Raw genomic sequence first — 24185 nt, 5'->3', positions numbered from 1 at the left:
TGGTTGATAGCGTAAGGGAAACGCCCGGTCCCATTCCGAACCCGGAAGCTAAGCCTTACTGCGCCGATGGTACTGCACCTGGGAGGGTGTGGGAGAGTAGGACACCGCCGACCAAAAACTTTATAAAAACAGAAAGACCCAGGGAAAAACCCCTGGGTCTTTCGCCATTTATAAAAGAGTTCAAGCCCCATAATCGCCCACAGTCGCTAGTAGGAGCGGAAGGCAACTCTTCCAAACTCCACGTTCTACACCGCGAATAGACGTCATATTGTCCGCGTGAACCCGCGCTTTGGTCTTCTGCTGTCGCCGCGAACAAGGCGTTCCTGATGTCTATAGAATCACGGACTCGAAGAATCGTCGCCGAAGGTTCCAGGACCGAAAAGTAGTCGAGCTTAACAAGCTAGGTGCCAAGACCGCAGCCGTAATGGCCCAAAGAAAAAGCCCGGCCGAAGCCGGGCTACACATTAGGTATTAGAGAACCAAGAGATTGAGCGGAGTCGCTTTTACGTCTTCAAGCTTGTCCAAGTACTTGGCCAAGCGGTTCCACTCGCTTTCCGGGATCGCCTTCTGAGCATCCGATAAAACCTCTGCAGAAGGCGTACCCCAAGCAATCGGCATCGGCGAGATTTCATCCCACTGGTCTGAGGATCCAACGGAGCGCCGCCCGGCTACTGCCACTGCAGGAACACGCTCGCCGACTTCGCGTTCGTGTCCACGCAAGTTAGAGATATTGCGGATCGCGAGCGCCGGCACGGGCTTGCCGGATTCGGAGGCGTTGGCGTCGACAAGCGCCATGAGCACGAGGCCGCGGGGCAGCACCTCAGCGACCATCGCAGGAACCAATGGGTAGCTGTCGAACATGCGCTGCGCGGAGCCCATCTGGCGGGGGAGGATGAAGATGAGGGCGAAGCAGAAAATCGCGAAGGAACCGAGGGCGATAGCAACAGCGAGGGACCACGCGGCGCCAATGCGGAAGATCAAGAACGCGATCGCGGCGAGGATCAGGCCGAAGATGCCGCTCGTGATCTGGAGCCGGGAGGCGTCGCGGAAGAACTCATTGTTCTTCTTGTTGTGCTCGGAGTCAACGGTGAAGTCAAAGTGTCGCATTACAGGTCCTCAGAATCGATGATGCGGTAGGCATAGCCCTGCTCAGCGAGGAAGCGCTGGCGGTGAGCTGCATATTCAGCGTCTAGCGTATCGCGGCTAACAACGGTGTAAAAGTGGGCCTCGCCCCCGTCTGCCTTCGGGCGGAGCAGGCGACCCAATCGCTGGGCCTCCTCCTGACGCGAACCGAACGTGCCGGAGATCTGAATGGCTACCGCAGCCTCTGGCAGATCAATGGAAAAGTTGGCGACCTTGGAGACAACCAAGGTGTTTAGAGAGCCGTCACGGAAGGCGTCGAAGAGCTTCTCACGCTTGGCATTGGACGTCTTGCCCTCAACCACCGGCACATCCAAGAGCGCTCCAATTTCCTCCAGCTGATCAACGTACGCCCCAATGATCAGAGTGGGAGCCCCAGCGTGGCGCTCCAGCAGGCGACGAATGACAGAAATCTTGGCAGAGGAGCACGCAGCTAGTCGATAGCGGTCCGCTGACTCTGCCGTCGCATAGGTCATGCGCTCGTCTTCTGGCATGGTGACGCGAACCTCGGTGCACTCCGCCGTCGCGATAAATCCTTGTGCTTCCAGGTCCTTCCATGGCGCGTCGTAGCGCTTGGGTCCAATGAGGGAGAACACGTCGCCCTCGCGGCCATCCTCGCGCACCAGGGTGGCCGTCAGACCGAGGCGACGGCGGGACTGGAGATCGGAAGTCATACGGAACACCGGGGCGGGGAGGAGGTGGACTTCGTCGTAAATAATGAGCCCCCAGTCACGGGAGTCGAAGAGCTCGAGGGCGCGGTATTCGCCCTTCGTCTTGCGGGTGACCACCTGGTAGGTAGCGATGGTGACCGGCCGGATCTCCTTCTTCTCTCCGGAGTATTCGCCGATCTCTTCTTCAGTGAGGGAGGTACGAGCAAGAAGTTCATCTCGCCACTGGCGCCCCGCCACCGTGTTGGTGACAAGAATCAGCGTGGTTGCCTGTGCCTTCGCCATCGCGGCCGCACCCACCATCGTCTTTCCAGCGCCACACGGTAGTACCACGACGCCGGAGCCACCTTCCCAGAACGCCTCGGCGGCATACTGCTGGTAGTCGCGAAGCTGCCAGCCGTCCTCCACTAGGGAAATCGGGTGTGCCTCGCCGTCAACGTAACCCGCAAAGTCTTCTGCAGGCCAACCGACCTTGAGCAGCTCCTGCTTGAGTCGGCCACGTTCGGAAGGGTGCACCACGATGGTCTCAGCATCGATCACCGCGCCGAGCATCGGCTTGATCTTCTTATGGCGCTGCAGTTCCGCCAAAATCGCCGGCTCTTTGGACTCCAAAATCAGTCCGTGGGCGGGGTGTTTGTGCAAGCTAACTCGCCCATAGCGCGACATGGTCTCCGCAATATCCACCAACAATGGCTGTGGCACCGGGAAACGGGAGTAGGTTTCCAACATGTGGACCACCTGCTCAGCGTCGTGCCCGGCCGCGCGAGCATTCCACAGTGCAAGCGGAGTAATCCGATAGGTGTGAATGTGCTCGGGAGCGCGCTCGAGCTCAGCGAAAGGGGCGAGAGCAGCGCGCGCCTCGCCAGCTTTCGGGTGATCGATCTCCAGCAAGATCGTCTTGTCAGACTGGACGATCATCGGCCCATCAAAATTCACGGGTTCAACTCCTTAGCAAGTCAAACCACCATTATTGCACTATTACTTCAGTGATTCTGTGCACCTGGAAGCGGTGAACGTCGCCCGTGGTGGCATCGATGGCGTCGACAAGCCCGGCCGCAACCGTCACGGGCCGCACCACTCGGTGTACGGCAACGCCATGCTTATCGACGAAGCCCAGCGTCACCGTCTTCCCCGCGCGGGCAGCGGCCTGCAAGATGCTGAGCGTCTCCGACGCAGGCGCACGGGTTCCTGCAGAAACCGCGGCCTTGGCGGTGTCCCCGCGACGAATCGCAGCAACGGCTGCCTCGATGCGACCTTCGTCGATAGTGCTGGCAGGCGGGCGGTGCTCAGGCTGCGGTACCCGGCTTGGCTCGGGTGCGAGGTCTAGGCTGAGCCCGAACGCATCTTCTGCGATGGGTTGGAAGCCCGCAGCGCGCAACGCTTTGATGACCTGGACGAGCGGAGCTTGGGCCACCGCGACCGTAGGTGCCACAGCCCTTAGCGCAACGGCGTCACCAATGGCGGAAACAGCCTGGGCGATGAGCGAAGGATCATCGCACCGGAGATAGCTCATTGCCGGTCCGCCACGAAGGCTGCCGTGCTTTCGCGCAACGTCATCGACCAGATAGCTGATCGACTGTGGCAGCTCCATCACGGACAATTCCTTCAGCTGCCCAATGATGTCGGGGCCGGAGAGCCCTGAATCGAGCGCCCTGCGAATCGACGCTTCGGTAACCCGGTACACGCTGGCTAGGCCAGAAGATTCCACATCCGCTATCTGATCAACAAACTTTTGTGCCCGCGGGGTGAGTGGGCCTGGTGCGAGCATCGTCATGTCTGCCTGGACGATGAGCTGCTCGACGGCCGCGGGCACATCAATTCGGTCAAAGCGCATCGCACTAGTCACCGCGCCATTAGCTACAGCTCCGATCCATTGAGCCTCATCCAACAGCTGGGCAAAAGTCTCTTTACTCAGCGAGAGCGTAGTGAGCGGGTATCGGAACCTGACGTAGTCGTGGGGCTCGGATACGGCTCCGCCTGGGGGAAGGTGGCTCAGGGCGTCGATAAGCTGCTCTCTCCAGCGAGCAAACCGTTCCTCGTGCATCTCCCTGGCGAGGAGGTGGACCTTCGACTTATCGATGGTGGTGCCCAGCAGCCATGGGGCCCACGAGCTGGAGTGCCACCCGGTTAAGAGGGTTCGCAGTTGCTCGTCGAGGGGCTGACTGACCCACTCATCGGCGCGTGGGGTGGGGGCGTAGTAGTCGCCGCCGTCATCGTCCTCGGGGAGCGGTTCGGGTACACCGCGCGCGATGAGGTCGCTGGCGACGCCGAGACACATAAGCCTCGCGATCTCGGTTTCGGTGGCATCCAGCGTCTTACTCAGGCGACCGATCATGCGCACACCCACAGCGCCACCCTTCAGGGTTGACACCGGATGCTCGCCCAGCTCCTGCAACAGGAGCCTCATCTGGCGACAGACCTCCAGGCCTGCGGAAATCCCCGAAGGGTCAGCAATGGCCAGCGCATCGTCCCCCGAAGTTACGGCCGGAGGTGCGGTGAGCGGAAGCGGGCTTGTCGACGCCATCGCCTGGCGCACAACCTGAGGCAACCTCACCGTGGACTCGTCCACCCGATGCAGTAGTCCTTGCGCAATGAGCTGCGGAATCGGCCGAGCGGGATCCGCATCCAGCGCAGCGTCCTTTGTCACGCCCGTCCCGCCGGATTGGGCCAAGGTGGTGAGGATCTTTTTAGATCGCTGTGGCAAGGATTCCAGCACCTCAGTGAGGTTGTCCGGAGACTGTTCAGCATCGGGGAGCAGCTGCCAACCGCTCGGCAGCGCAGACATCGCCTCTTGGACCACCATCTTGGCGTCGCTGCCGTAGATAAGGCCAAAAGACTCGAGCTTGGCCAGGCTAGCGACGATGTAAGCCTCCACCGGAGCTGCTACGCCATGAAAAGAGGTGCGTTCGTTAATGAGCTCCACCACTTCGGGGGCAGAAACAGGGGTAAACTCCCCGCCGAGCTCCGCCACGGACTCCATGACCAGAAGATCGGTGGTATTGAGCATCCGAAGCGCCCGGCTCACCGATGCCCGCAGTTGTAAACGCGCAGCTAACGGCCCAATTCCAGGTGGAAGTGGCAAGACCGTATCTGGACGCAACTGAAGCAAACCCGACAGTTGCTCGTCATTCAGCCCGGCGAGCCAGTCCCGGAATGAGGCCACTTCAGGCGACGGTGACGTTGGTTTTTTCATGATTCACCAAGTTTAACGTCTCTAGAAGTGACTTTTTTAGCTGAGGTTTGAAACAATAGACGCATGGCAAAAATCGAGAAGAAGAGCTACGTCGATCCGGGCTGGCCAGAGCACATCCCGGGTACCAACAGTCACCCTGTTACGGAAATGGTTTCCCGTCTCGCTGGCGCATCCAGCCCATTCGGTGACGAGACGCCATTCCCGCTGCCAGTGGAGAAGATTGGTTACGTCCACCCATACACCCGCATTAACAAGTAATTGTTAGCTTTTCGGCCCCGGTAGCTCTTCGGCTGCCGGGGCCTTTGCTTTTTGTGCCTCGATGGACCGCGAGTTTAGGACCCCGAGTTTCGGAGGGGATGAGGACAATTTGCCCGGTGCTCTCGCCGAAACTCGGGTTCCTAAACTCGGATTTTGCCCTTTTGCCACGGACGAAAAAGAGCGAGCCCGGGGTAGGGGGGGGCTCGCTCTAGCTTTAGCCGTCGAAACGCTTAGTGCGCCACGGCCTTTTCTACGCCAACACCGGTGAGGGAGCGGACTTCCATCTCGGCTCGCTTGAGTGGGAAGTTGTCAGGCTTACCGATCAGCGTGCCGATGATGCCAAGGATGAAGCCAGTTGGGATCGCAACGATAGACGGGTTGGTCAGCGGGAACCAGGCAAAGTCAGCGCTCGGGATCATGGAGGACGGTTCTCCGGAAACTGCTGGGGAGAAGATGATCAAGATGATCGAGGTCAGCAGTCCGCCGTAGATGGAGAACAGTGCGCCCGTGGTGTTGAACTTGCGCCAGTACAGCGAGTACAGGATGGTCGGAAGGTTCGCTGCCGCGGCGATGCCGAAGGCGAGGGCCACCAGGAAGGCGATGTTCTGTCCCATGGCGCCGATGCCCATGACAATCGCCAAGACTCCAATGACGACCACGGTGATGCGCGAGACGCGGACCTGCTCTTCTTCGGTGGCGTTGCCGTCGCGAAGCACAGAGTTGTAGATGTCGTGGGCGACGGATGCGGAGGCCGTGATGGCGAGGCCTGCGACAACGGCGAGGATCGTGGCGAACGCGACAGCGGAGATACATGCCATGAAAATCGTGCCACCAACCTTTGAGGAGAGCAGCAAGACTGCGGAGTTCGCGCCACCTGGAGCTGCGGAGATCTGCTCAGGGCCGACGAGTGCAGCTGCGCCGTAACCCATGACCACGGTCATCAGGAAGAACAGTGCCACGATGGCGGTGGTCCACACGATGGAACGGCGGGCTTCCTTCGCGGTAGGGACGGTGTAGAAACGCATCAGAACGTGTGGCAGACCCGAGGTTCCGAAGACGAGAGCCATACCGAGGGAGATGAAGTCCAACTTGGTCAGCTCGTTCTTGCCGTATTTGAGTCCTGGATTCAGGATCGCGTCGCCCTTTGGATGATTGGCGACAGCAGCCTCAAGCACCGCGTTGAAACCGCCTTTGACTGCGAAGAAAGTGAGCAGGGTGATGATGATGGAACCACCGACCAGGAGAACGGCCTTGATCATCTGCACGTACGTCGTGCCCTTCATGCCACCGACGAGGACGTAGACGATCATCAGCACACCCACGATGGCAACAACAATCGCCTGTGCTGCCTTGCCACTAATACCAAGCAACAGCGCGACAAGTCCGCCAGCGCCAGCCATCTGGGCGATGAGGTAGAAAAGGGAAATCGCGAGGGTGGAGATGGCTGCAGCCATGCGAACTGGCTTTTGCTGCAGGCGGAAGGACAGCACGTCGGCCATCGTGAATTTTCCGGTATTTCGCAGCGGCTCGGCCACGAGAACCATGGCAACCAGCAGCGCGATGAGGAAGGCAACGGAGTAGAGGAAGCCGTCGTAACCGCTCAGTGCGATAGCGCCAGTCACGCCCAGGAAGGCTGCTGCCGACAGGTAGTCGCCGGAAATTGCGAGGCCGTTTTGCCAACCAGAGAAGGATGCGCCGCCGGTATAGAAGTCAGAGCCCTTTTGGGAGGTCTGGCGGGTGGCGCGGACAACGATGCCCATCGTCACCACGATGAAGAGGACGAAGATGGAAATGTTGAGGATTGGGTTGCCGGTTGACACTGCTTCCGACGAGGCCAGGTTGTAAGACATTTAGACCACCGCGCTTTCGTGGGAGGAGTCGGTCATGGAATCACGCAGCGCTGCCGTAGCGGGGTCCAGCGTGTTGTCCGCAAAATGGACGTAAATCCACGTGACGAGGGCAGTTGTTGCGAACTGGGCCAGGCCGAGGACCATGCCAACATTGATCGCGCCGTACAGCTTCGTGGACACGAAATCATGGGCGTACGTAGCTGTGACGATGTAGAAGAGGAACCAAGCGAGGAACGCGAAAGACAGCGGAAAAGCGAACTTGCGGAACGTTCCACGAAGCTCACGGAACTGTTCGGACTCACTGACTGCGAGAAACTCTTCAGGAGTTGGGACTGCGGGTTTCATAATCACCTCGATTGCAAATGCGATGTCTGTCACCTTTGTGAAGATCATGTGTGACGCTACACACTAATTCAGTGTGATGTAAGTCTTTCGAGGTGATGGGTGTGATTTGAGGCAAAGTTCAGTATTTGCAACTTTGTGAAGATGTGGCTCAAAGTGATGTTTGTGAACCTTTTAAATCGGGTTGCGGGGGTGAAATTGTGCCCTGATGGGGTGGAAAAGTGGATCCGAAAGCTGTCAAATAACAAATCTGAAGGCTGGGGGGACTTTCGAGTTGTAGACGTAAATGGGGGTAGTGGAAAAATGAAAAATCCCCTAACCACTCCATGTGGTTAGGGGATAAAAGCTCTAAAGACTAGGAGCTGGTGACAACCTGGTTCAGGTCAAGGTTCATCAGAGCCTGTACATTGCCCTTGTTGGCGTTGTAGAAGTCAATGACGGCCTGTGGGGTAGCCATGCCGCGAGCGGAGAAGAAAGCGTTGATCTGCGCGAGCATTGGGTCCTGTGCTGGAGCTGGTGCAGGAGCAGCCTGCTCTGCTGGAGCGTCGTAAGCAACTGGAGCTGGTGCAGGAGCAACGTCGCGTGGGGTTGGTGCGGAGTTCAGGCCGAGGGAAGCGGAGCAGGCTGGCCATGCGCCCCAGCCCTGGCCGGCGAGAACGCGCTCGCCAACAGCGATCTGCTGCTCACGGGTTGCCATGTATGCGTATGGTGCGAATTCCTGTCCACCGTATGCGTTCCAGGTGGATGGGGAGAACTGCAGGCCGCCGTGGTAGCCGTTGCCGGTGTTGATGGCCCAGTTGCCGCCAGCTTCGCAGCCTGCGAGGCGATCCCAGTCGGAGTCAGATGCAGCGGAAGCGGTCGGGGCAAGCAGGGTAGCTGCAGCGCCGAAAGCGACGGTGGAAGCAGCGAACTTAGCCTTGAAAGATGCGGACTTAGCAGCGTGACGTGCCATGTGAATGTTGTTCCTCTCATATAACGCCTGCGAGGTTAGCTGTCGGGTTCGGACGGAGGAGCATGGTGTCCGGCCTCTGTGTAGAGGCTTCACCCCTAGGGAAAATCCCAAAGTTGGGTTCCCCGCCCCTGTCTGTGTATGAAATTTCGGTTTCAGGATGTTCAATTGCACTGACTTGTACTCATCGTCTCTCCGCTCAGACAGGGTTAGGCGAAAAACGAAAAGGCAACGAGTGCCGTGCTTGAGAAGTAACGGTACTTGTTTGTTGCTGAAGAGTCACGCTCCTGGGCTGGAAAAACGCTGACAATCTCATTTTGATAACGAACTGCCTGCGTAGCTGGGGTAAATTTCTCCTGTGAACTGCGTCACTTATTCGCTTTTGCTGGTAAGTATGATGTGAATGTGAAAAGAGTAGATAGGTGGGGAAATGCCCTCTGATCGCTACTTAGTTTGACCGCTGCGCTACAATCTAAGCTTTATCTTGACGTGCAGAAAAGGCGTGTCTCACATCCGCCTTCAAGCGTCCCTATATAAACAGGAGGTCCAATCATGCCAATTGGCAAAGTGAAGTGGTTTGATGTGGAGCGCGGTTTCGGATTCGTGTCGAACCCGGGTGACGAGGATGTGTACGTCAACAAGCAGGTGCTTCCAAAGGGAGTTACTGAGCTGCACCCTGGCCAGCGCATCGATTTCGATTTCGCTGCTGGACGTCGTGGCCCGCAGGCGCTGCGGGTGCGCGTGCTTGACGACGCCCCAGCCCGCAAGCCTCAGCACAAGTACAAGCCCGAGGAACTGGCGTCCATGATTTCCGACATGATGACCCTGCTGGAAACCTCCATCCAGGGTCCGCTGCTGGCTGGGCGCTACCCGGAGCGCAAGGAAGGGCGTCAGGTAGCAGAAATCCTTCGCGCTGTGGCGAAGGAATTGGACGCCTAAGAAGCGTTAACCGACCAAACCACGGTGTATGGCGTTTCCACGCCATTGGCATCGTGACCAATGAGAACCGTTGACACCTCGACCACAACCAAACGTGGTCGAGGTTCTCCGTCTGTAGACCCTGGTACTTCAACGCTCTTCATCTCATTGCCCTTGAAGTAATCCTGGGCATTTGCGACTGGATCGTCGTAAATCTTCAGCAGCGACCAGTCATGGTCATAGATTTCGCGCGGGACCTCGATCTTCAGCTTTTCATCTGCACCGATCTGGACACGCGGAACCTCGCCCTCAGGGCACTCCACTCCCGGCTCGCACACCATGTAAGGCTTAATCTCCTGGCCGTTGACCTTGATAGTCACGGTCTCTGGCTCAGGGCCTGGGCGGGAGTTCCACCAATTTTGGAAGGCGATAGAACCGGCGACTACGGCCACCACCGCCACAATCAAAACGAGGAACTGGATGAGGTTCTTCTTGCGCGTTGCTGACATGGAAAGTAATGCTAGTTAACTTTTCGGAACAAACCGAACTTCGTACACATCCGGCCACCTCTTTCCGGTGACATAGAACCGGTCGGTGCCTGGAATATGGGCAATTCCGTTGAGCACGTTGTTCGGATCTTTAGCAGCATTGTTGGGCAGGCCGGAGGCGTCGATATGTGCCTGCACCGCACCTTCGGGGCTGATCTTGACGATCTCCGCGGTCATGAAGCGGTTCGCGTAAATGGCACCGTCGGCGCACTCCAGCTCGTTGAGCTTGTCGACGCCCGTGGCCACGCGTCGCTTTTCCGCAAAGGTTTGTGCGTCCAAGACCCGTAACGTGTCGGTGCCGTCGGACAAGTAGAGGTCGTTGCCCAGCGCGCACAGCCCCCAACCTTCACCCGGGAAGGATGCTTGTTGGGTGACCTGCAGCGTCTGTGGATCGCGTTTGTAAGCGACCCCGTTCTTCCAGGTAAGTTGCCATACGGCGCCATCCACTTGAGCGATGCCTTCACCGAATTCATTGGGCGCGAGCCCGGCACTAGCGAGTTCTTTGCCGTCCAGGGTGCGTCGATAAATGCGGGACTCGCCGTACCAACCCGTGCCTACATACAACTCACTGGGGTTGGTGCGAGAGACTTCGAGCCCCTGGGTGAAAGTCGCGGGATTTCCCGGGTGAGTGGCCACAATTTCGGCAGTCAGATTCTGTGTTGACTGCTGCGGTGCCGGTTCACTTGAACACCCCACAGCGAGAGGACAAACAGCCACGACCCAGAACAACTTCGATCTCATAGCTATTCATTTTGCCTCATCGGACATAATGGTTGGGTGCCACAAAAGAAACAAGGACATCGAGGACCGCTGTTTGACGCTCGCGCCATCGGCATTGCTCGGCGTGCCCTAGCAGACATGGGGGAGGACGGCGTCGGCGATCACGTGGGAGTGACCGTGCTATCAAAAGACGCGGTCATGCACCATTTTGCTGCCGACGTGCCCGGCTACCGTGGCTGGGAATGGAACGTAGTGTTGGCATGCGCGCCGGGCTCACGCTTTGTCACCATCAACGAAGTTGCGCTCATGCCTGGCCGCGACGCCCTGCAGGCCCCTGATTGGGTGCCATACGAGGACCGCGTGCAACCCGGAGACCTCCAACCCGGCCTATACATCCCGCCACGCGCCGACGACGAGCGATTGGAAGAAACTCCGAACGGCCACAAACTCACCAAGAAAGGCCTGGACAGTGCGCTAGCTCGCTGGCGCGAGGCCTACGGCCCCACCACTGAGAGCGCGGAAAAGTCACCATTGCAGTGCACTACCTGCGCATTCTTCCTTCCGGTGGAGAACATCGGCAACTTCTTTGGAATTTGCAGTAACGAATTCTCCGACGACGGTCACATCGTGCACGCCACTTACGGATGCGGCGCCCACTCCGAAACTCCACCAGCGAAAAACCTGGCGAGCCAGGAGCACACGCCTTTCGACGACGAACAGTTCTAGAAATCTTTCCCCTCAAAAGATCGCGTTTCAAGCGTTTCCCCAGGACGCCCGGCCCAAATACGGGAAAGATTTCGGCTATACCGACTCCGCGAGCTCCCAGAGCCGGGCGTTAATCTCTTCTACCGGGTAGCTTTCGTCAGTGGTTCGCACTCCGGAAAAGGCGTTGAGCAGCCACAACGGCTGGCACAGGTCTTCTGGAGTGAGGAGATCGAGATCGATGTCCATTAGCTGTCGCACCGCAGCAAGAGTGGTCGAGTTCAACGCTCTTGGGTGGGCGGATGCGACTGGCTCGCCGTCGCGCCATACGATGAGCGCAGAAAACACACCCTCGACGAGCACGCCGGAGGAATCCATCAATATTCCTTCGTCGAAGCCCCGACGCTGAGACGCAGCTTGACGTTCATCTAGCCACGCCAAATCTGGCCCCTTTACCGTGGGATTCGTTCGGGCATCGAAGTGTGGCCTCGGGTCCACTGTGATCAGTGGCGAAAAGGGGCGGTCGGGGCGGAGAGTGACGGTGCCGGAGGCGTCGATAAGCGGGAAGAATGCGCCGGGGCCGGCGCTGCGCAGCTGGGCGTTGATCGCGGTGGGGTCGGTGATGTCCAACCGCTCATAGTGAGCCGTCAGGTTGCGCACGCGGCCGTCAACCATGCGAAAGCTTGTCACTCGCATTGTTGCCCCAGTGTGAGGAAGAAGGGCTGCATTTTGACCAGGACTTCGTCGTACTCGTCGTCTGCGTCGCTGAGGGCTGTGATGGCACCACCTGCACCGTAGGTCAGCATTCCGGCTTGATGAACAATGGTGCGGATCAGGATAGAGAAATCGGCGTCTCCGTTGGCGGAGACGTAACCCATGGCGCCGGAATAGAAACCGCGAGGCTCCTCTTCCAGCTCAGCGAGGATTTCCATTGACCGTTGCTTCGGTGCGCCCGTCATGGAGCCGCCTGGGAACGCCCGCTGGATGGCATCGAGAGCGGACACCTCAGGACGGAGCTGCCCGGAAATAGTTGAGATCATCTGATGCGCACGGGAAAAGGTGTACACCTTGCATAGCTCAGGCACCTCGATGGATCCTGGGACGCAGGAGCGCGCGAGATCATTTCGTAGCAAGTCCACAATCATTAGGTTTTCTGCGCGGTCTTTCACGCTGCTTGCGAGGTCGGCTACAAGGCGTGCGTCCTCCTCAACACTTTCGCCGCGACCGCGGGTTCCTTTGATCGGGCTGGCAGAAGCGACCCCACCGCGTATCTGCAAGAACCGCTCCGGTGAAGCGGAGAGAACGTCCACAGGGCCGAGGAAAAGCCCGGCCATGGGGGAGGGCGCGAGCTCGCGAAGCCTCAGATAGAGCGCCAATGGGTCCACCTCGCAGGAAGCGCTGGCAGAGGTGGTCAGGCATAGTTCGTAGGAATCGCCCGCTGCGATCGCCTCCTGGCAGTGAGCAATCAGGGTGGCGTAGTCCGCGCGAGAATGGCGCAACTGAATTTCTGCAGCGACGGGGGTGGGAAGCGGAACCTCCCGAAGCTTTGGCAGGGAAATTCGCTGACGCGACAAAAGATAGGCCTCGCCGTCGCAGACCTGGTACACGACCTCTGGGGCTAGCAGCATACTTCCCACCAACTCGCCCCCATCGATGCCACCGGTGGCCTCATAGGGGAGCACACCTAACGCGCCGGGAATGAAATCGAGCGGAGCCTCGCAGGAGTCATGGGACAACATGCCATGGGGAATCTCGTGTGGGGCAACCAATGTGTGGCCGGCTCCGATCAAATGCATGCCGTCGCCTGAGGCAGAATCGAGCCAGCACACCAGGGGATATTCTGCGCGCCACGTCGCGGCAAGCGCTGCTGGGTCAACAAGCTCGGCATGCTGCCGGTGCCAAGTGGGAATCGTGCCGGTGGCGTCGAGAAGCTGGCGCAGGAGCCGTTCGCCGTGCTCGGAACCGATGGACTCGGGGTGAAACTGCAGCCCCCACTGTGGCTTGTCGAGGCGGCGCAGGGCCATGATCGTGCCGTCTTCTGCGCGCGCTAGGACTTCGATCCCTTCAGGGTGGGTGACTTCGAGAGAGTGGTAGCGAATGACATCAAATGGTGACGGCAAGCCTGCGAAGATGCCGGTGCCGTCATGGTGGACCTGGCTGGTGAGGCCGTGCCGGGCATGTCGAGCACGCTCGACGACGCACCCCGCGTCCAGCGCGATCGCCTGGTGCCCCAGACAAATGCCGATGACAGGGGTGTCCCCAGCTATCGCGTCCATTGAAGAGCCGATGTCGGCAGGGATACCCGGGTGGCCCGGACCAGGGGAGATCACGATGACGTCGGCCTCGGGCAGTGGTTGATCGTTGGTGACAATCTCGGGACGGATGCCCACCGCGCGATATATGAGGTCGCCGAGCAAATGGGTGAAGGAATCGTGATTGTCGATGAGTAGGATCTTGGTCACTGTGCTGGCGCCCGCTTTCGGTGTTTTACGCATTTATCCTATCGCTCTAGTTGCTAATGCCAGGTGTGAGGTGCAATTGTTAATCGGGCACCAATCAACAATTTAAGGTGCACAAATTCTTTTGGGAGAACACATGACGGCATCTGCCACGCCACCCAAGGGTGCGCTCGATAGATTCTTTTCCATTAGCGACCGTGGATCAACAGTCGGCACGGAAATCCGCGCTGGCGTTGTCACGTTCTTCGCGATGGCTTACATCATTATCCTTAACCCGCTGATCATCGGCACCATCGAAGACCACACTGGTCACGCGCTCGGCATTCCGCAGGTTGCGGCAGCCACCGCTCTCGCTGCCGGCGTTATGACCATCTTCTTTGGCCTCGTGGCCCGCTACCCGTTCGGTATCGCAACGGGTCTCGGCATTAACACCCTGGTCGCAGTCACGATGGTGGCTGGCGAGGGCCTGACCTGGCAGGAAGCCATGGGCCTGGTGGTCATCGACGGCATCATCATCGTGTTGCTGGCGATTTCCGGCTTCCGTGTGGCCGTGTTTAACGCTATTCCTGATTCTCTGAAGGCAGCGATGGGCGTGGGCATCGGCCTGTTCATCGCCATGATCGGCCTGGTCGACTCCGGCTTCGTGCGCCGCATCCCAGACGCTGCCGGAACCACCGTGCCAGTAGGCCTGGGCATTGATGGCTCGATCGCTTCCTGGCCGACCTTCGTCTTCATCATCGGCCTGATCATTTCCGGTGTGCTCGTGGCACGCAACATCCGTGGTGGCCTGTTCATCGGTATCGTGTCCACCACCCTGATCGCCATGATCGTCGAGGCCCTAACCGGTGCTGGCCCATCCTTCGTCGACGGCAAGCCTGTCCCAACCGGCTGGTCCCTGGCCGTGCCTGAGATGCCGAGCTCCCTCGGCGGCATGCCAGACCTGTCCATCATCGGAGCTGTCGACCTCTTCGGCGCGTTTTCCCGCCTGGGCGTTCTCGCCGCTACCTTGCTGGTCTTCACCCTCGTGCTGGCGAACTTCTTTGACGCCATGGGCACCATGACCGCACTGGGCAAGCAAGCAGGGCTTACCGATGAGCACGGCAACCTGCCAGACATGAAGCAGGCCCTGATCGTGGAGGGCTGTGGCGCCATCGTCGGTGGCGGCATGTCCGCGTCCTCCAACACCGTCTACATCGACTCCGCAGCAGGTATTGCTGACGGTGCCCGCACCGGTCTGGCAAACGTTGTCACCGGCGTTCTCTTCCTGCTGGCCATGTTCTTGACCCCGCTGTACTCTGTCATTCCGATCGAAGCTGCCGCTCCGGTCCTCGTCATCGTGGGTGCCCTGATGATGGGACAGATCAAGGAAATTGATTTCACCGAGTTCAATATCGCCTTGCCTGCATTCCTCACTATCGTGGTCATGCCTTTCACCTACTCCATCGCCAACGGTATCGGTGTCGGCTTCATCGCCTACACCCTGATGCAGCTGGCTTCGGGCAAGGGCGCGAAGGTGCACTGGCTGCTGTGGCTGATCTCCGCGCTGTTCATGGTGTACTTCGCCATCGACCCTGTGATGAGCCTGTTCCAGTAACTTCCGTACCATTTGGGTATGGAGATTCAGTACATCGAGGACCCGAGCGATCCTCGCCTCGACGACTTCCGCGACCTCAAGCACTCTGACAATCGCCCCGACCTGCCAGGCGGGAAGGGGCTAGTCATTACCGAAGGCCCCCTCGTGGTGCGCCGATGCTTGGAGTCGCGGTTTTCTGTTCGCACACTCTGCGGTTTCGAGGCCAAGCTGGAGTCCTTCCTCGCGGAACCCGGTGTCCCCGAGCTTGTGAAGGACATTCCGATCTACTGCGTCACCCGCGAGGTCCTCGCTGAAGTTGCAGGTTACGACATGCACCGCGGACTTCTCGCCGCAGCCGACCGTGCGCCTGCCCTGACCGTCGAGGAAGCAATCGAGGGCGCACGCACCGTGGTGATTCTGGAGGGCGTGGGCGACCACGAAAACATCGGCTCGATCTTCCGCAACGCCGCCGGCATGGGAGTTGACGCCGTGCTATTCGGAGCTGCCTGCGCCGACCCACTGTATCGACGCTCCGTACGTGTCTCGATGGGGCATGTGCTGCGAACACCATTTGCCCACTTCGGCGGCACCCCGCGTACCTGGCAGCATGAACTGCAGCTTCTCGACGGCTACCGCCTCGTATCCCTGACCCCGAACACAGACACTTTGCTCAAAGAGGCATTGGCTGGCAATCCTGAAAAGGTCGCCTTGCTGGTTGGCGCGGAGGGGCCGGGGCTTACTGAACGCGCGATGCGCGCGACGCATGCGAGGGCAAAGATTCCGATGGCTCCTGGCACTGATTCCCTGAACCTGGCAACTGCCGCCGCGATCGCATTCTACGAGAGGCAGCGCGCGCTCGTCGATTAGCCTCGATCGGTGTGCTTGAGCTTGTCTTTGACCACGGAGCCGAAGTTTCGTAGTTTTCGGCCTACCGAGCGGGCAAAGCGCTTGGAACCCGTGACGGCCTGATTCACGTACTCACTGCTTGGTTCGGTTGGAGGCGCATCTTCGTAGTCGTCGTAGTCACGGGTGGCTGGGTTGATTCCCAGCTTTGTGGAAGCAGAGGAGACGACATCGGAGACGGTCTTTACCGGCTTGCGAATTTGCACGCGCGGCTCCTTGCGACCGTCCACGGCGTATCCAACCACCTGGAGGTCCGGGCCTTGGTCCGAGACATCGATGCCGATCCAGTGGGTGTCGGCTTCGCGCACGAGGTCGATGGGATTGAACGGCAGATCGATCCCGGATCGGGAACCACTATCTCTCTCGCCTGACCAGAAGGGGTTTTCAAACGGCTCTGGAAGCCCGATGTCTTCATAGACGCGATCGCGCTTTGCGCAAAAGCTGCGCCTGATCTTGCCGCCCCGCCAATGGGCGATTCCGCCGAATCCAGTGTCGGTGTTCTCGGCGAAGGCGAAAATGTTGGGGGCCTGAATGGAATTGAGCAGCTTGGGGCTGAGCTCGGACAGCACAGTCATGTTTTCGACCAAAGTCTGCACGACGGTGACACCGGGGTATCCCGCAATGTAAAACTCACCCCTGGACGCTGCAACAGAGCGGTTCAAGGGGAACTCTCCGATGACCGCAATCGGCCAGGTTGGGTCCATGAGGGCTAGGTACTTTCGGCCAAAGCCACGATCCGCTTTAGGGCTCGTAGATAGCACCTCGGCCGGATTCTCAGCGCTCACAAACCACAATGTCACCACGGCATCGTGCGGCTGCATCGGACTTAGCTCCTAGGTCGCTTGGTGTTGGTACGAACGCCGAGGAGCACATCCTCCCAATGCGGGGTAACTGCCTTGCGGCGACGCTTGTTCGGCTGAGGCTGATCATCAGGATGCTGGAGGAAATCTTCCGACGCCTCCACCGTCTCGACAGGCTCCGCCTCGTCCTCCACTGGGGAGAGATTTCGGACGGCAGGCTGACCGAAATCTGGATCGGTGAGATCGGCAGCGATGGCATTTCGGGCGACGGCCGTCGCATTACTAACGCCATGGCTGTGGTAGGACCACTCAGCGACGTTGTCGGAAAGGCCTGCCTGCCAAGACACCCGCACGACCCACTGGCCGGCTGGATCCTTGTACGCGTCCCACTTGGTAGTGGTCAGGTCATTGCCACGTGCGGCAAATGCCGTTGCCAGGACCTCCCACAAGGTGAGCTTGGCTGGGCCATCTTCGCGAACCGGGTGGGAACGCTTGGCCATGTCGGCGATACGGGCACGCTCGATGAGCACAGGGTGCGCGAATGGCTCGATGCGGGCTTCCGCGACATCGTTCTCAGCTGCGACCTCGGCGATAGTGGCGCCAGATCGGATGCGTTCCTGGATTTCGCGCGGACGCATCTTAAGCGGAGCGGACAGCCGCGGGTCGATTTCCCGTGGTGCGGGCTTTTCTTCTACAGCTTCTGGCTCCGGCTCCGGTTCGACTGCAACCGGTTCTGGTTCTGCCTCGACTGGAGGGGCGACCTGTTGGCCGTCGATAAGCGCGCGCAGTTCGTCGGTGACCTCGATGAAGAAATCCTCGTCGCCGTCGCGCAGCACCAGGGAAGTGGCGGTCGATTCGGCGCTTACGAGCTTGAGTTCGCGCAAGGGGCACTCCTTATCGAGGTTGAATATGTCACAGACCACTGTAGACCAAAAAAGCGCAGCAACGTGGGAGTTACTGCGCTATTTGAAGGGTGTGTTTAGAGCTGCTCGATCGCCCAGTCAATGGCACGGGTGAGCTTCTCGACGTCCGCGGAATCGATCGCAGGGAACATACCGATGCGCAGCTGGTTGCGGCCGAGCTTGCGGTAAGGCTCGATGTCGACGATGCCGTTGGCGCGCAGCAGCTTTGCGATCTGAGCTGCATCGATATTCTCGTCGAAATCGATGGTGCCGACGACGAGGGAACGCTTAGCAGGATCGGTCACGAATGGGGTTGCGCCCTCGCGGGCCTCGGCCCACTGGTAGAGGATGTCGGAGGATTCGGTGGTGCGCTTAACCATGCCGTCAAGGCCACCGTTTTCATTCATCCACTTGACCTGGTCGTCCATCATCAGCAGGGTGCCGACTGCTGGAGTGTTGTAGGTCTGGTTCTTGCGGGAGTTGTCCACCGCGGTCTGCAGGTTCAGGAAGGCAGGGATGAAGCGATCGGAAGCGTTGATCTTCTCGATGCGCTCAATAGCCTTAGGTGACATGGCTGCAAACCACAGGCCGCCGTCGGAAGCGAAGCACTTCTGAGGGGAGAAGTAGTAGACGTCAGCGTTGGACATGTCCACTGGCAAGCCGCCGGCGCCGGAGGTGGCGTCGATGGCAATCAGCGCGTCGGTGTCTGGACGAACGACGGGGACCATAGCGCCGGTCGAGGTCTCGTTGTGTGCCCAACCGATGAGGTCAACACCTTCCATCGCCTGTGGGGCAGGGGCGTCGCCTGGCTCTGCCTCGACGACGACTGGTTCTTCGAGCCAAGGAGCCTGCTTGGAGGCCTTAGCAAACTTGGAGGAGAACTCGCCGTAGGTCAGGTGGCCGGACTTCTTCTCGATGAGACCGAAGGTAGCGGCATCCCAGAATGCGGTTGCGCCACCAAGGGACAGTACAATTTCGTAGCCTTCAGGCAAGGAGAATAGGTCGCTGAGTCCCTCGCGCAGAGAGCCGACAACATCCTTGACAGCAGGCTGGCGGTGTGAGGTGCCGATGATTCCCGTTGCGCCCTTCACGATCGCGTCGATCTGCGCTGGGCGAACCTTGGATGGTCCGCAACCGAAACGGCCGTCTTCTGGGAGGAGTTCTGCGGGCAGGGTAGGGAACTGTTCAGGCATGACCACACCTTCTGTAGTTGTCGTGGATAACGATGTGCATATTTTAGCGAAAAATCTTCCATTTCAGTGCAATTATGCAGAAATGGGGGTGGTGGCTCCGTTGTTTGCAGAACTGGCAGTGATGCCCACGGAGGGGTGAACTTGCAAAGTTTGCGAACGTTTTTACCTGCGTTGCAAATATTGCAAGGGGGTGGCTGGGGAAAATTTAGAATCAAATGTAGGCGACGTCACAATTTTTGCTATGATGTGTGATGTCCCACGGATGGTTGGGTGGTCACCGCGATTCGTGAGCCAGAAACTAATGCGCAACGCGCAAAGGTTGGCTAAAGGCGTACATGCAGTCACAACTGCGCAACAGGCTAGCTTTTGGTAACCGGTTTGTAAAACTGTGGACCAGATTGTGTAGGTTTGCCTAAGTTGCAATATGATGTGGCTCATACGTGCTGCACTTTACAATCCTACTTTTCTTACGAAAGGTAGGCTCAAGTAAGGACGCCAAAGCCTCACACTAAGTGGCGACAATTAAATAGCACTACCCGCTGACAGCGCCGATAGCCCAACAGGGAACCTGGCCTGTGAACAATTGAAAGGGAAACTGTGGCTTCTGACAATAACGAGAAGGCTGTACTCCACTACCCAGGTGGCGAGTACGAGTTCGATATCATTCGTGCAACCGAGGGTAACGACGGTCTCGTCCTCGGCAAGATGCTGGCTGAAACTGGCCTGGTTACCTTTGATCCTGGTTACGTGAGCACCGGTTCTACCGAGTCCAAGATTACTTACATTGACGGCGAGCAGGGCATCCTGCGCTACCGCGGTTACGCCATCGAGGACCTGGCAAAGCACGCGACCTTCAACGAGGTCTCTTACCTCCTCATTAACGGTGAGCTGCCAACTCAGGAAGAACTGTCGAAGTTCAACGACGAAATCCGCCACCACACCCTCCTGGACGAGGACTTCAAGGCACAGTTCAATGTCTTCCCACGCAACGCACACCCAATGGCAGTGCTTGCATCTTCCCTGAACATTCTGTCCACCTACTACCAGGACACTCTGGATCCACTTAACCCAGAGCACCTGCACAAGGCCACCATTCGCCTCATGGCGAAGGTCCCAATGCTGGCTGCATACGCTCACCGCGCACGCCACGGCGAGCCTTACATGTACCCAGACAACGCCCTGAACGCACGTGAGAACTTCCTCCGCATGATGTTCGGTTTCCCAACCGAGCCATACGAGGTTGATCCACTGTACGTCAAGGCTCTCGACCAGCTGCTCATCCTGCACGCTGACCACGAGCAGAACTGCTCCACCTCCACCGTTCGCATGGTTGCTTCTGCACAGGCAAACATGTTCGTCTCCGTCGCTGCTGGCATCAACGCACTGTCCGGCCCACTTCACGGTGGTGCAAACCAGGCTGTTCTGGAAATGCTCGACGAGATCAAGGCTAACGGCGGCGACGCTACCGACTTCATGACTCGCGTCAAGAACAAGGAAAAGGGCGTCAAGCTGATGGGCTTCGGCCACCGCGTGTACCGCAACTACGACCCACGCGCAGCCATCATCAAGGAGACCGCTCACGAGCTGCTCTCCAAGAACGGCAACGACGAGCTCCTCGAGCTCGCCATGAACCTCGAGCAGATCGCTCTGGCCGACGACTACTTCATCAGCCGCAAGCTGTACCCGAACGTCGACTTCTACACCGGCCTGATCTACCGCGCTATGGGCTTCCCAACCGACTTCTTCACCGTGCTCTTCGCTATGGGTCGTCTCCCAGGCTGGATTGCACAGTACGTCGAGCAGGTTTCCCAGCCAAACGGCAAGATCTACCGCCCACGTCAGATTTACACCGGCGAAGCCCTTCGCCAGTGGGTGCCACGTGAGCAGCGCGGCTAATCAGCAGATTTAACGAGTGAGCCAAGCCTCTCCCAAAAATTGCGTAAGCTGTTTCGGGAGAAGTTTGGCTCACTTTTTGCAAAGGAGAAAACAACATGGAAAAGCCAGTTATCGAACCCCAGCAGGGCCCAGCTCCAGAAGACCTCGTCATCAAGGACATCATCGTCGGCGACGGTGAGGAAGCACAGGCCGGTGGCATGGTCGAGGTTCACTACGTAGGCGTGGACTTCGAAACCGGCGAGCAGTTCGACTCTTCCTGGGACCGTGGCCAGACCATCGAATTCCCACTTGCAGGCCTCATCGCGGGTTGGCAGGAAGGTATCCCAGGCATGAAGGTGGGCGGCCGTCGTCAGCTCACCATCCCACCAGAGGCAGCTTACGGCCCAGCCGGTGGCGGACACCCACTGTCCGGTCGCACCCTGGTCTTCGTTATCGACCTGGTCAGCACCCGCTAGTAGAAAAGCAAAAAAGACTCACGACCCGTTAGTGGCTGTGAGTCTTTTTGTATGTGTAAAACCTATTTCCGTGCGATTGTCGCTGCTCGCACTGCCTCAGCCACGGCTGGAGCCACGCGAGGATCAAGTGGCGACGGCACGATGTGGTCTACGTCGAGATTCTCGTGCGCAATGTCAGCGATGGCCCGCGATGCTGCCAACTTCATCGTCTGAGAAATCTCGGTAGCCCCAGCTTCCAGGGCGCCCTTGAAGATGCCCGGAAACGCCAACACATTGTTGATCTGGTTCGGCAGGTCTGATCGGCCAGTGGCAACCACGGCGCCGAACTTGCGGGCAAGCTCTGGGTCGATTTCAGGAGTTGGGTTGGCCAGCGAAAAGAGGATCGGTTCCGGAGCCATGAGCTGCAGCTGTTCCTCGGATACTCTGCCCCGAGACAGGCCAATGAACACGTCAGCGCCAAGCAAAGCGGTCTCAATGCCGCCGGTGAGCCCTGCGGTATTGGTAATTTGGGCCAGCTCCTGCTTGATGCTGGTCAGGGGAGCACGGTCGGGGTGGATGATGCCACGGGAATCCACCATCACGATATTCTTCACGCCAGCGGCGATGAGCATCTTTGCCGTCGCTACGCCCGCGGCACCCGCACCAGTGATGACTACTTTCAGGTCGCCCAGCTTGCGTCCCAACACCTCGGCTGCATTGCGTAGGCCGGCGGTGATGACGATCGCGGTGCCGTGCTGGTCATCGTGCATGATCGGCATGTCGAGCGCCTTGACGAGGCGACGCTCCAGCTCAAAGCACCGCGGGGCGGAAATGTCTTCCAGGTTGATGGCGCCGAAGGATGGCGCGATGCGGACGATGGTGTTGAATAGCTCATCGACGTCCGTGGTGTCCAGAACTACTGGGACCGCGTTCAGTCCCGCGAAGCGCTGAAACAGCTGCGCCTTGCCTTCCATGACTGGCAGAGCAGCGGCTGGCCCAATATCGCCGAGGCCAAGCACTGCGGTGCCATCGGAAATCACGGCGACCGTGCGAGATGTCCAGGTGTATTCCCGAGTAAGTGATGGATCCTCATGAATCGCCTCGCACACCCGGGCAACACCCGGGGTGTAGGCGAGAGAAAGGTCGCGAGTGGTCTCGAGGGGCCGGGCCGAAGAAACGGTCAGCTTGCCCCCACGGTGGGCATCGAAGATATCCTGGTCGCTGATCATCTTTCCAGGCTACTGCAGGGTTGCTAGCTTCTCGTAGTGCTGGAAGCGCTGCTCGCGCCCAACACGCGACGGATTGTGATCCAGTTCCCATAAAGTGTGGCTAATCGTCGTTAGAACTCGGTCAATGAACTCCGTTGGTTCGTCCGCAGCGTCCCCCTTTTCGGGGATAATGCTGTCGACGATACCCGCCTTGAGCAGTGCAAATGATGAAACGTCTTGCTCTTCCATCATTTGTGGTGCGTGTTCTGTGTCACGATAGATGATCGCAGAGGCCCCTTCTGGGGGAAGCGGGGACAGCCAGGCGTTGCTGGCGGCCAGAACACGGTCGGAAGGCAGCATCGCGAGGGCGCCACCGCCACAGCCTTGGCCGAGGATGATCGAGATCGTAGGAACATCCAGGTAAGCGAGTTCGCCAAGCGTGCGCGCGATCGACCCGGCCATGCCGTGTTCCTCGGCATATTGCGACAACTCGGCGCCTGGCGTATCGATGATTGACACAAGAGGCAACTGGAGCTGATGTGCCAGCGCAATGCCACGACGAGCCATACGCAGCGCCTCGGTGCCCAGCGGATGCACGCCAAGCGGTGGCTGTTGGTGCCGGTCCTGCCCAATGAGCACCACCGGGCGTCCATTAATCTTCGTGAGCGCGACAGTCACAGCAGGGGAGCGACGACCATCGCCACTACCCGACAGTGGAATCAACTGTGAGCGCAGCTTTGCGACGATATCCTGCACGCCAGGCCTGTCGGTCCGGCGGGTGCGCTGAATCGAGTCCCAGACGCTCCCCGGTTCCGGCATATCAATCTCTGGGATTTCCGGCTGCACAGTCGGAGCCTCGGACAGCAGCACCTCATTAATCTTTTGCACAGCCGCGCGCAGGTCCTTAGGGGAAACAACGCCATCGATGACGCCGCACTTGGCCAGGTTTTCGCCGGTCTGCACGCCTTCTGGCATTGGGGTGCCAGTGGTCAGTTCGACAACGCGAGGGCCGAGGAAACCAAGCAGAGCGTCCGGCTCCGCGAAAGTGAAGTGGCCCGCCGAGCCCCAGGACGCCATCACTCCACCCGTGGTTGGGTTACGTAGGTAAACCAGGAATGGCAGGTGCTGATCCTTGTGACGGTAAACCGCAGTCGTGATAGACACCATGAGTGCAAAGGCGGGGGTGCCTTCCTGCATGCGGGTGCCACCGGAAGACGGGGAAATGAGGAGTGGAAGCTTCTCTGAGGTGGCGCGGTGGATGCCGTCGATAATGCGGCGCGCGGTCGCAGCGCCGATGGAGCCACCGAGGAAGCTGAATTCAGACAAGATAGTGGCTACTCGACGCCCATTGATGGTGCCCTCACCAGTAATAACAGACTCGTCAACGCCTGACTTCTCGCGGGCGCGTTCGAGGGAAGCGCGATAGTCGTCGGAGATATCGCCGTAAACGGGTGGCGTGTCCCAGCTGACGTAGGAATCAGGGTCGAGGACTTGGCTGATGAGGTCGTGTGCGCTGGTGCGTGTCATGA

23 protein-coding genes, 1 rRNA gene and 1 riboswitch are annotated in these 24185 nt (G+C 59.0%); of the genes, 9 read left to right on the top strand and 15 right to left on the bottom strand.

Features of this window, described 5'->3' with window-relative positions:
• A 5S ribosomal RNA gene (rrf, locus tag WG939_RS03525) occupies positions 1 to 113 on the top strand; the annotation flags it as partial.
• A 358-nt stretch (positions 114 to 471) separates the two neighbouring features.
• Here the strand turns inward: rrf and WG939_RS03520 are convergent.
• From WG939_RS03520 to WG939_RS03510, 3 genes are read right to left on the bottom strand one after another with little or no spacing between them, the layout of a single operon-like run.
• Positions 472 to 1107 (bottom strand): DUF3239 domain-containing protein, encoded by a 636-nt coding sequence (locus tag WG939_RS03520; RefSeq protein WP_339982555.1) that lies wholly within the window; start codon positions 1105 to 1107, stop codon positions 472 to 474.
• Positions 1107 to 2726, bottom strand: a complete 1620-nt coding sequence (locus WG939_RS03515; protein WP_445227866.1) for a DNA repair helicase XPB — start codon at positions 2724 to 2726, stop codon at positions 1107 to 1109. The genes WG939_RS03520 and WG939_RS03515 overlap by 1 nt, the downstream gene beginning before the upstream one ends.
• Before the next feature lie 49 nt (positions 2727 to 2775).
• A complete protein-coding gene (locus WG939_RS03510; protein WP_339982548.1) occupies positions 2776 to 5001 on the bottom strand; it encodes a helicase-associated domain-containing protein in 2226 nt (741 codons plus the stop codon).
• Positions 5002 to 5064: 63 nt separating this feature from the next.
• On the opposite strand from WG939_RS03510, the gene WG939_RS03505 reads away from it, so the two are divergent.
• The gene (locus WG939_RS03505) at positions 5065 to 5259 is read left to right on the top strand and encodes a hypothetical protein (RefSeq protein ID WP_339982545.1); all 195 of its coding nucleotides are present in this window, start codon (positions 5065 to 5067) and stop codon (positions 5257 to 5259) included.
• Positions 5260 to 5489: 230 nt separating this feature from the next.
• On the opposite strand, the gene WG939_RS03500 is transcribed toward WG939_RS03505, so the two are convergent.
• From WG939_RS03500 to WG939_RS03490, 3 genes are all read right to left on the bottom strand, one after another.
• Positions 5490 to 7109, bottom strand: a complete 1620-nt coding sequence (locus WG939_RS03500) for a solute symporter family protein (RefSeq protein ID WP_339982542.1) — start codon at positions 7107 to 7109, stop codon at positions 5490 to 5492.
• A complete protein-coding gene (locus WG939_RS03495; protein ID WP_339982539.1) occupies positions 7110 to 7502 on the bottom strand; it encodes a DUF485 domain-containing protein in 393 nt (130 codons plus the stop codon).
• Between the two features lie 304 nt (positions 7503 to 7806).
• Positions 7807 to 8403 carry a resuscitation-promoting factor Rpf1 domain-containing protein gene (locus WG939_RS03490; protein WP_339982536.1) on the bottom strand — a complete coding sequence of 199 codons (597 nt, stop codon included), beginning with the start codon at positions 8401 to 8403 and terminating at the stop codon, positions 7807 to 7809.
• Positions 8404 to 8411: 8 nt separating this feature from the next.
• Positions 8412 to 8571: riboswitch (cyclic di-AMP (ydaO/yuaA leader) on the bottom strand.
• Between the two features lie 381 nt (positions 8572 to 8952).
• Between WG939_RS03490 and WG939_RS03485 the strand changes: the two genes are divergently transcribed.
• On the top strand, positions 8953 to 9339 hold the full coding sequence (locus WG939_RS03485) for a cold-shock protein (RefSeq protein WP_339982533.1): 387 nt from the start codon (positions 8953 to 8955) through the stop codon (positions 9337 to 9339).
• Here the strand turns inward: WG939_RS03485 and WG939_RS03480 are convergent.
• Both WG939_RS03480 and WG939_RS03475 read right to left on the bottom strand, forming a co-directional pair.
• The gene (locus WG939_RS03480) at positions 9336 to 9827 is read right to left on the bottom strand and encodes a DUF2771 domain-containing protein (protein ID WP_339982530.1); all 492 of its coding nucleotides are present in this window, start codon (positions 9825 to 9827) and stop codon (positions 9336 to 9338) included. The two genes, WG939_RS03485 and WG939_RS03480, sit on opposite strands and share 4 nt — an antisense overlap.
• Before the next feature lie 15 nt (positions 9828 to 9842).
• A complete protein-coding gene (locus WG939_RS03475; RefSeq protein WP_339982527.1) occupies positions 9843 to 10607 on the bottom strand; it encodes a glutaminyl-peptide cyclotransferase in 765 nt (254 codons plus the stop codon).
• A gap of 36 nt (positions 10608 to 10643) precedes the next feature.
• Between WG939_RS03475 and WG939_RS03470 the strand changes: the two genes are divergently transcribed.
• Positions 10644 to 11312 (top strand): DUF3027 domain-containing protein, encoded by a 669-nt coding sequence (locus tag WG939_RS03470; RefSeq protein WP_339982523.1) that lies wholly within the window; start codon positions 10644 to 10646, stop codon positions 11310 to 11312.
• 75 nt (positions 11313 to 11387) lie between these two features.
• Here the strand turns inward: WG939_RS03470 and WG939_RS03465 are convergent, their stop codons facing one another.
• Positions 11388 to 11984, bottom strand: a complete 597-nt coding sequence (locus WG939_RS03465) for an aminotransferase class IV (protein WP_339982520.1) — start codon at positions 11982 to 11984, stop codon at positions 11388 to 11390.
• Entirely contained in the window at positions 11975 to 13783 is a 1809-nt protein-coding gene (locus tag WG939_RS03460) for a chorismate-binding protein (protein WP_339982517.1), read from the bottom strand. The genes WG939_RS03465 and WG939_RS03460 overlap by 10 nt, the downstream gene beginning before the upstream one ends.
• Positions 13784 to 13883: 100 nt before the next feature.
• Here WG939_RS03460 and WG939_RS03455 point away from each other — a divergent pair, with 100 nt between their 5' ends.
• Both WG939_RS03455 and WG939_RS03450 read left to right on the top strand, forming a co-directional pair.
• Entirely contained in the window at positions 13884 to 15341 is a 1458-nt protein-coding gene (locus WG939_RS03455) for an NCS2 family permease (RefSeq protein WP_339982514.1), read from the top strand.
• Between the two features lie 18 nt (positions 15342 to 15359).
• Complete coding sequence (locus tag WG939_RS03450) at positions 15360 to 16187, top strand: TrmH family RNA methyltransferase (RefSeq protein WP_339982511.1); 828 nt, start codon at positions 15360 to 15362, stop codon at positions 16185 to 16187.
• Here the strand turns inward: WG939_RS03450 and WG939_RS03445 are convergent.
• The 3 genes from WG939_RS03445 to serC form a co-directional block, all read right to left on the bottom strand.
• Complete coding sequence (locus WG939_RS03445; protein WP_339982508.1) at positions 16184 to 17044, bottom strand: DUF6928 family protein; 861 nt, start codon at positions 17042 to 17044, stop codon at positions 16184 to 16186. The two genes, WG939_RS03450 and WG939_RS03445, sit on opposite strands and share 4 nt — an antisense overlap.
• A gap of 5 nt (positions 17045 to 17049) precedes the next feature.
• Complete coding sequence (gene sepH, locus WG939_RS03440) at positions 17050 to 17907, bottom strand: septation protein SepH (protein WP_339982505.1); 858 nt, start codon at positions 17905 to 17907, stop codon at positions 17050 to 17052.
• Between the two features lie 95 nt (positions 17908 to 18002).
• Positions 18003 to 19118, bottom strand: a complete 1116-nt coding sequence (gene serC, locus WG939_RS03435; RefSeq protein WP_339982502.1) for a phosphoserine transaminase — start codon at positions 19116 to 19118, stop codon at positions 18003 to 18005.
• On the opposite strand from serC, the gene WG939_RS03430 reads away from it, so the two are divergent.
• The 3 genes from WG939_RS03430 to fkpA all read left to right on the top strand — a co-directional run bounded on the left by WG939_RS03430 (position 19117) and on the right by fkpA (position 21469).
• Entirely contained in the window at positions 19117 to 19257 is a 141-nt protein-coding gene (locus WG939_RS03430) for a hypothetical protein (protein WP_339982499.1), read from the top strand. The two genes, serC and WG939_RS03430, sit on opposite strands and share 2 nt — an antisense overlap.
• Before the next feature lie 458 nt (positions 19258 to 19715).
• Positions 19716 to 21014, top strand: coding sequence for a citrate synthase (locus WG939_RS03425; protein WP_339982496.1), 1299 nt, complete (start codon positions 19716 to 19718; stop codon positions 21012 to 21014).
• A gap of 95 nt (positions 21015 to 21109) precedes the next feature.
• Complete coding sequence (fkpA, locus tag WG939_RS03420) at positions 21110 to 21469, top strand: FKBP-type peptidyl-prolyl cis-trans isomerase FkpA (RefSeq protein WP_339982493.1); 360 nt, start codon at positions 21110 to 21112, stop codon at positions 21467 to 21469.
• 62 nt (positions 21470 to 21531) lie between these two features.
• Here the strand turns inward: fkpA and WG939_RS03415 are convergent, their stop codons facing one another.
• Together WG939_RS03415 and WG939_RS03410 are read right to left on the bottom strand one after the other, a co-directional pair.
• Positions 21532 to 22677, bottom strand: a complete 1146-nt coding sequence (locus WG939_RS03415; protein WP_339982490.1) for an NAD(P)-dependent malic enzyme — start codon at positions 22675 to 22677, stop codon at positions 21532 to 21534.
• Positions 22678 to 22686: 9 nt separating this feature from the next.
• On the bottom strand, positions 22687 to 24183 hold the full coding sequence (locus WG939_RS03410; RefSeq protein WP_339982488.1) for a carboxyl transferase domain-containing protein: 1497 nt from the start codon (positions 24181 to 24183) through the stop codon (positions 22687 to 22689).
• Positions 24184 to 24185 lie beyond the last annotated feature (2 nt).

This window comes from Corynebacterium sp. H130, from assembly GCF_037572395.1.
Lineage (GTDB): Bacteria > Actinomycetota > Actinomycetes > Mycobacteriales > Mycobacteriaceae > Corynebacterium.
Note: the sequence above shows the minus strand (reverse complement) of the source record. Positions and strands in the feature narration are given on the sequence as shown.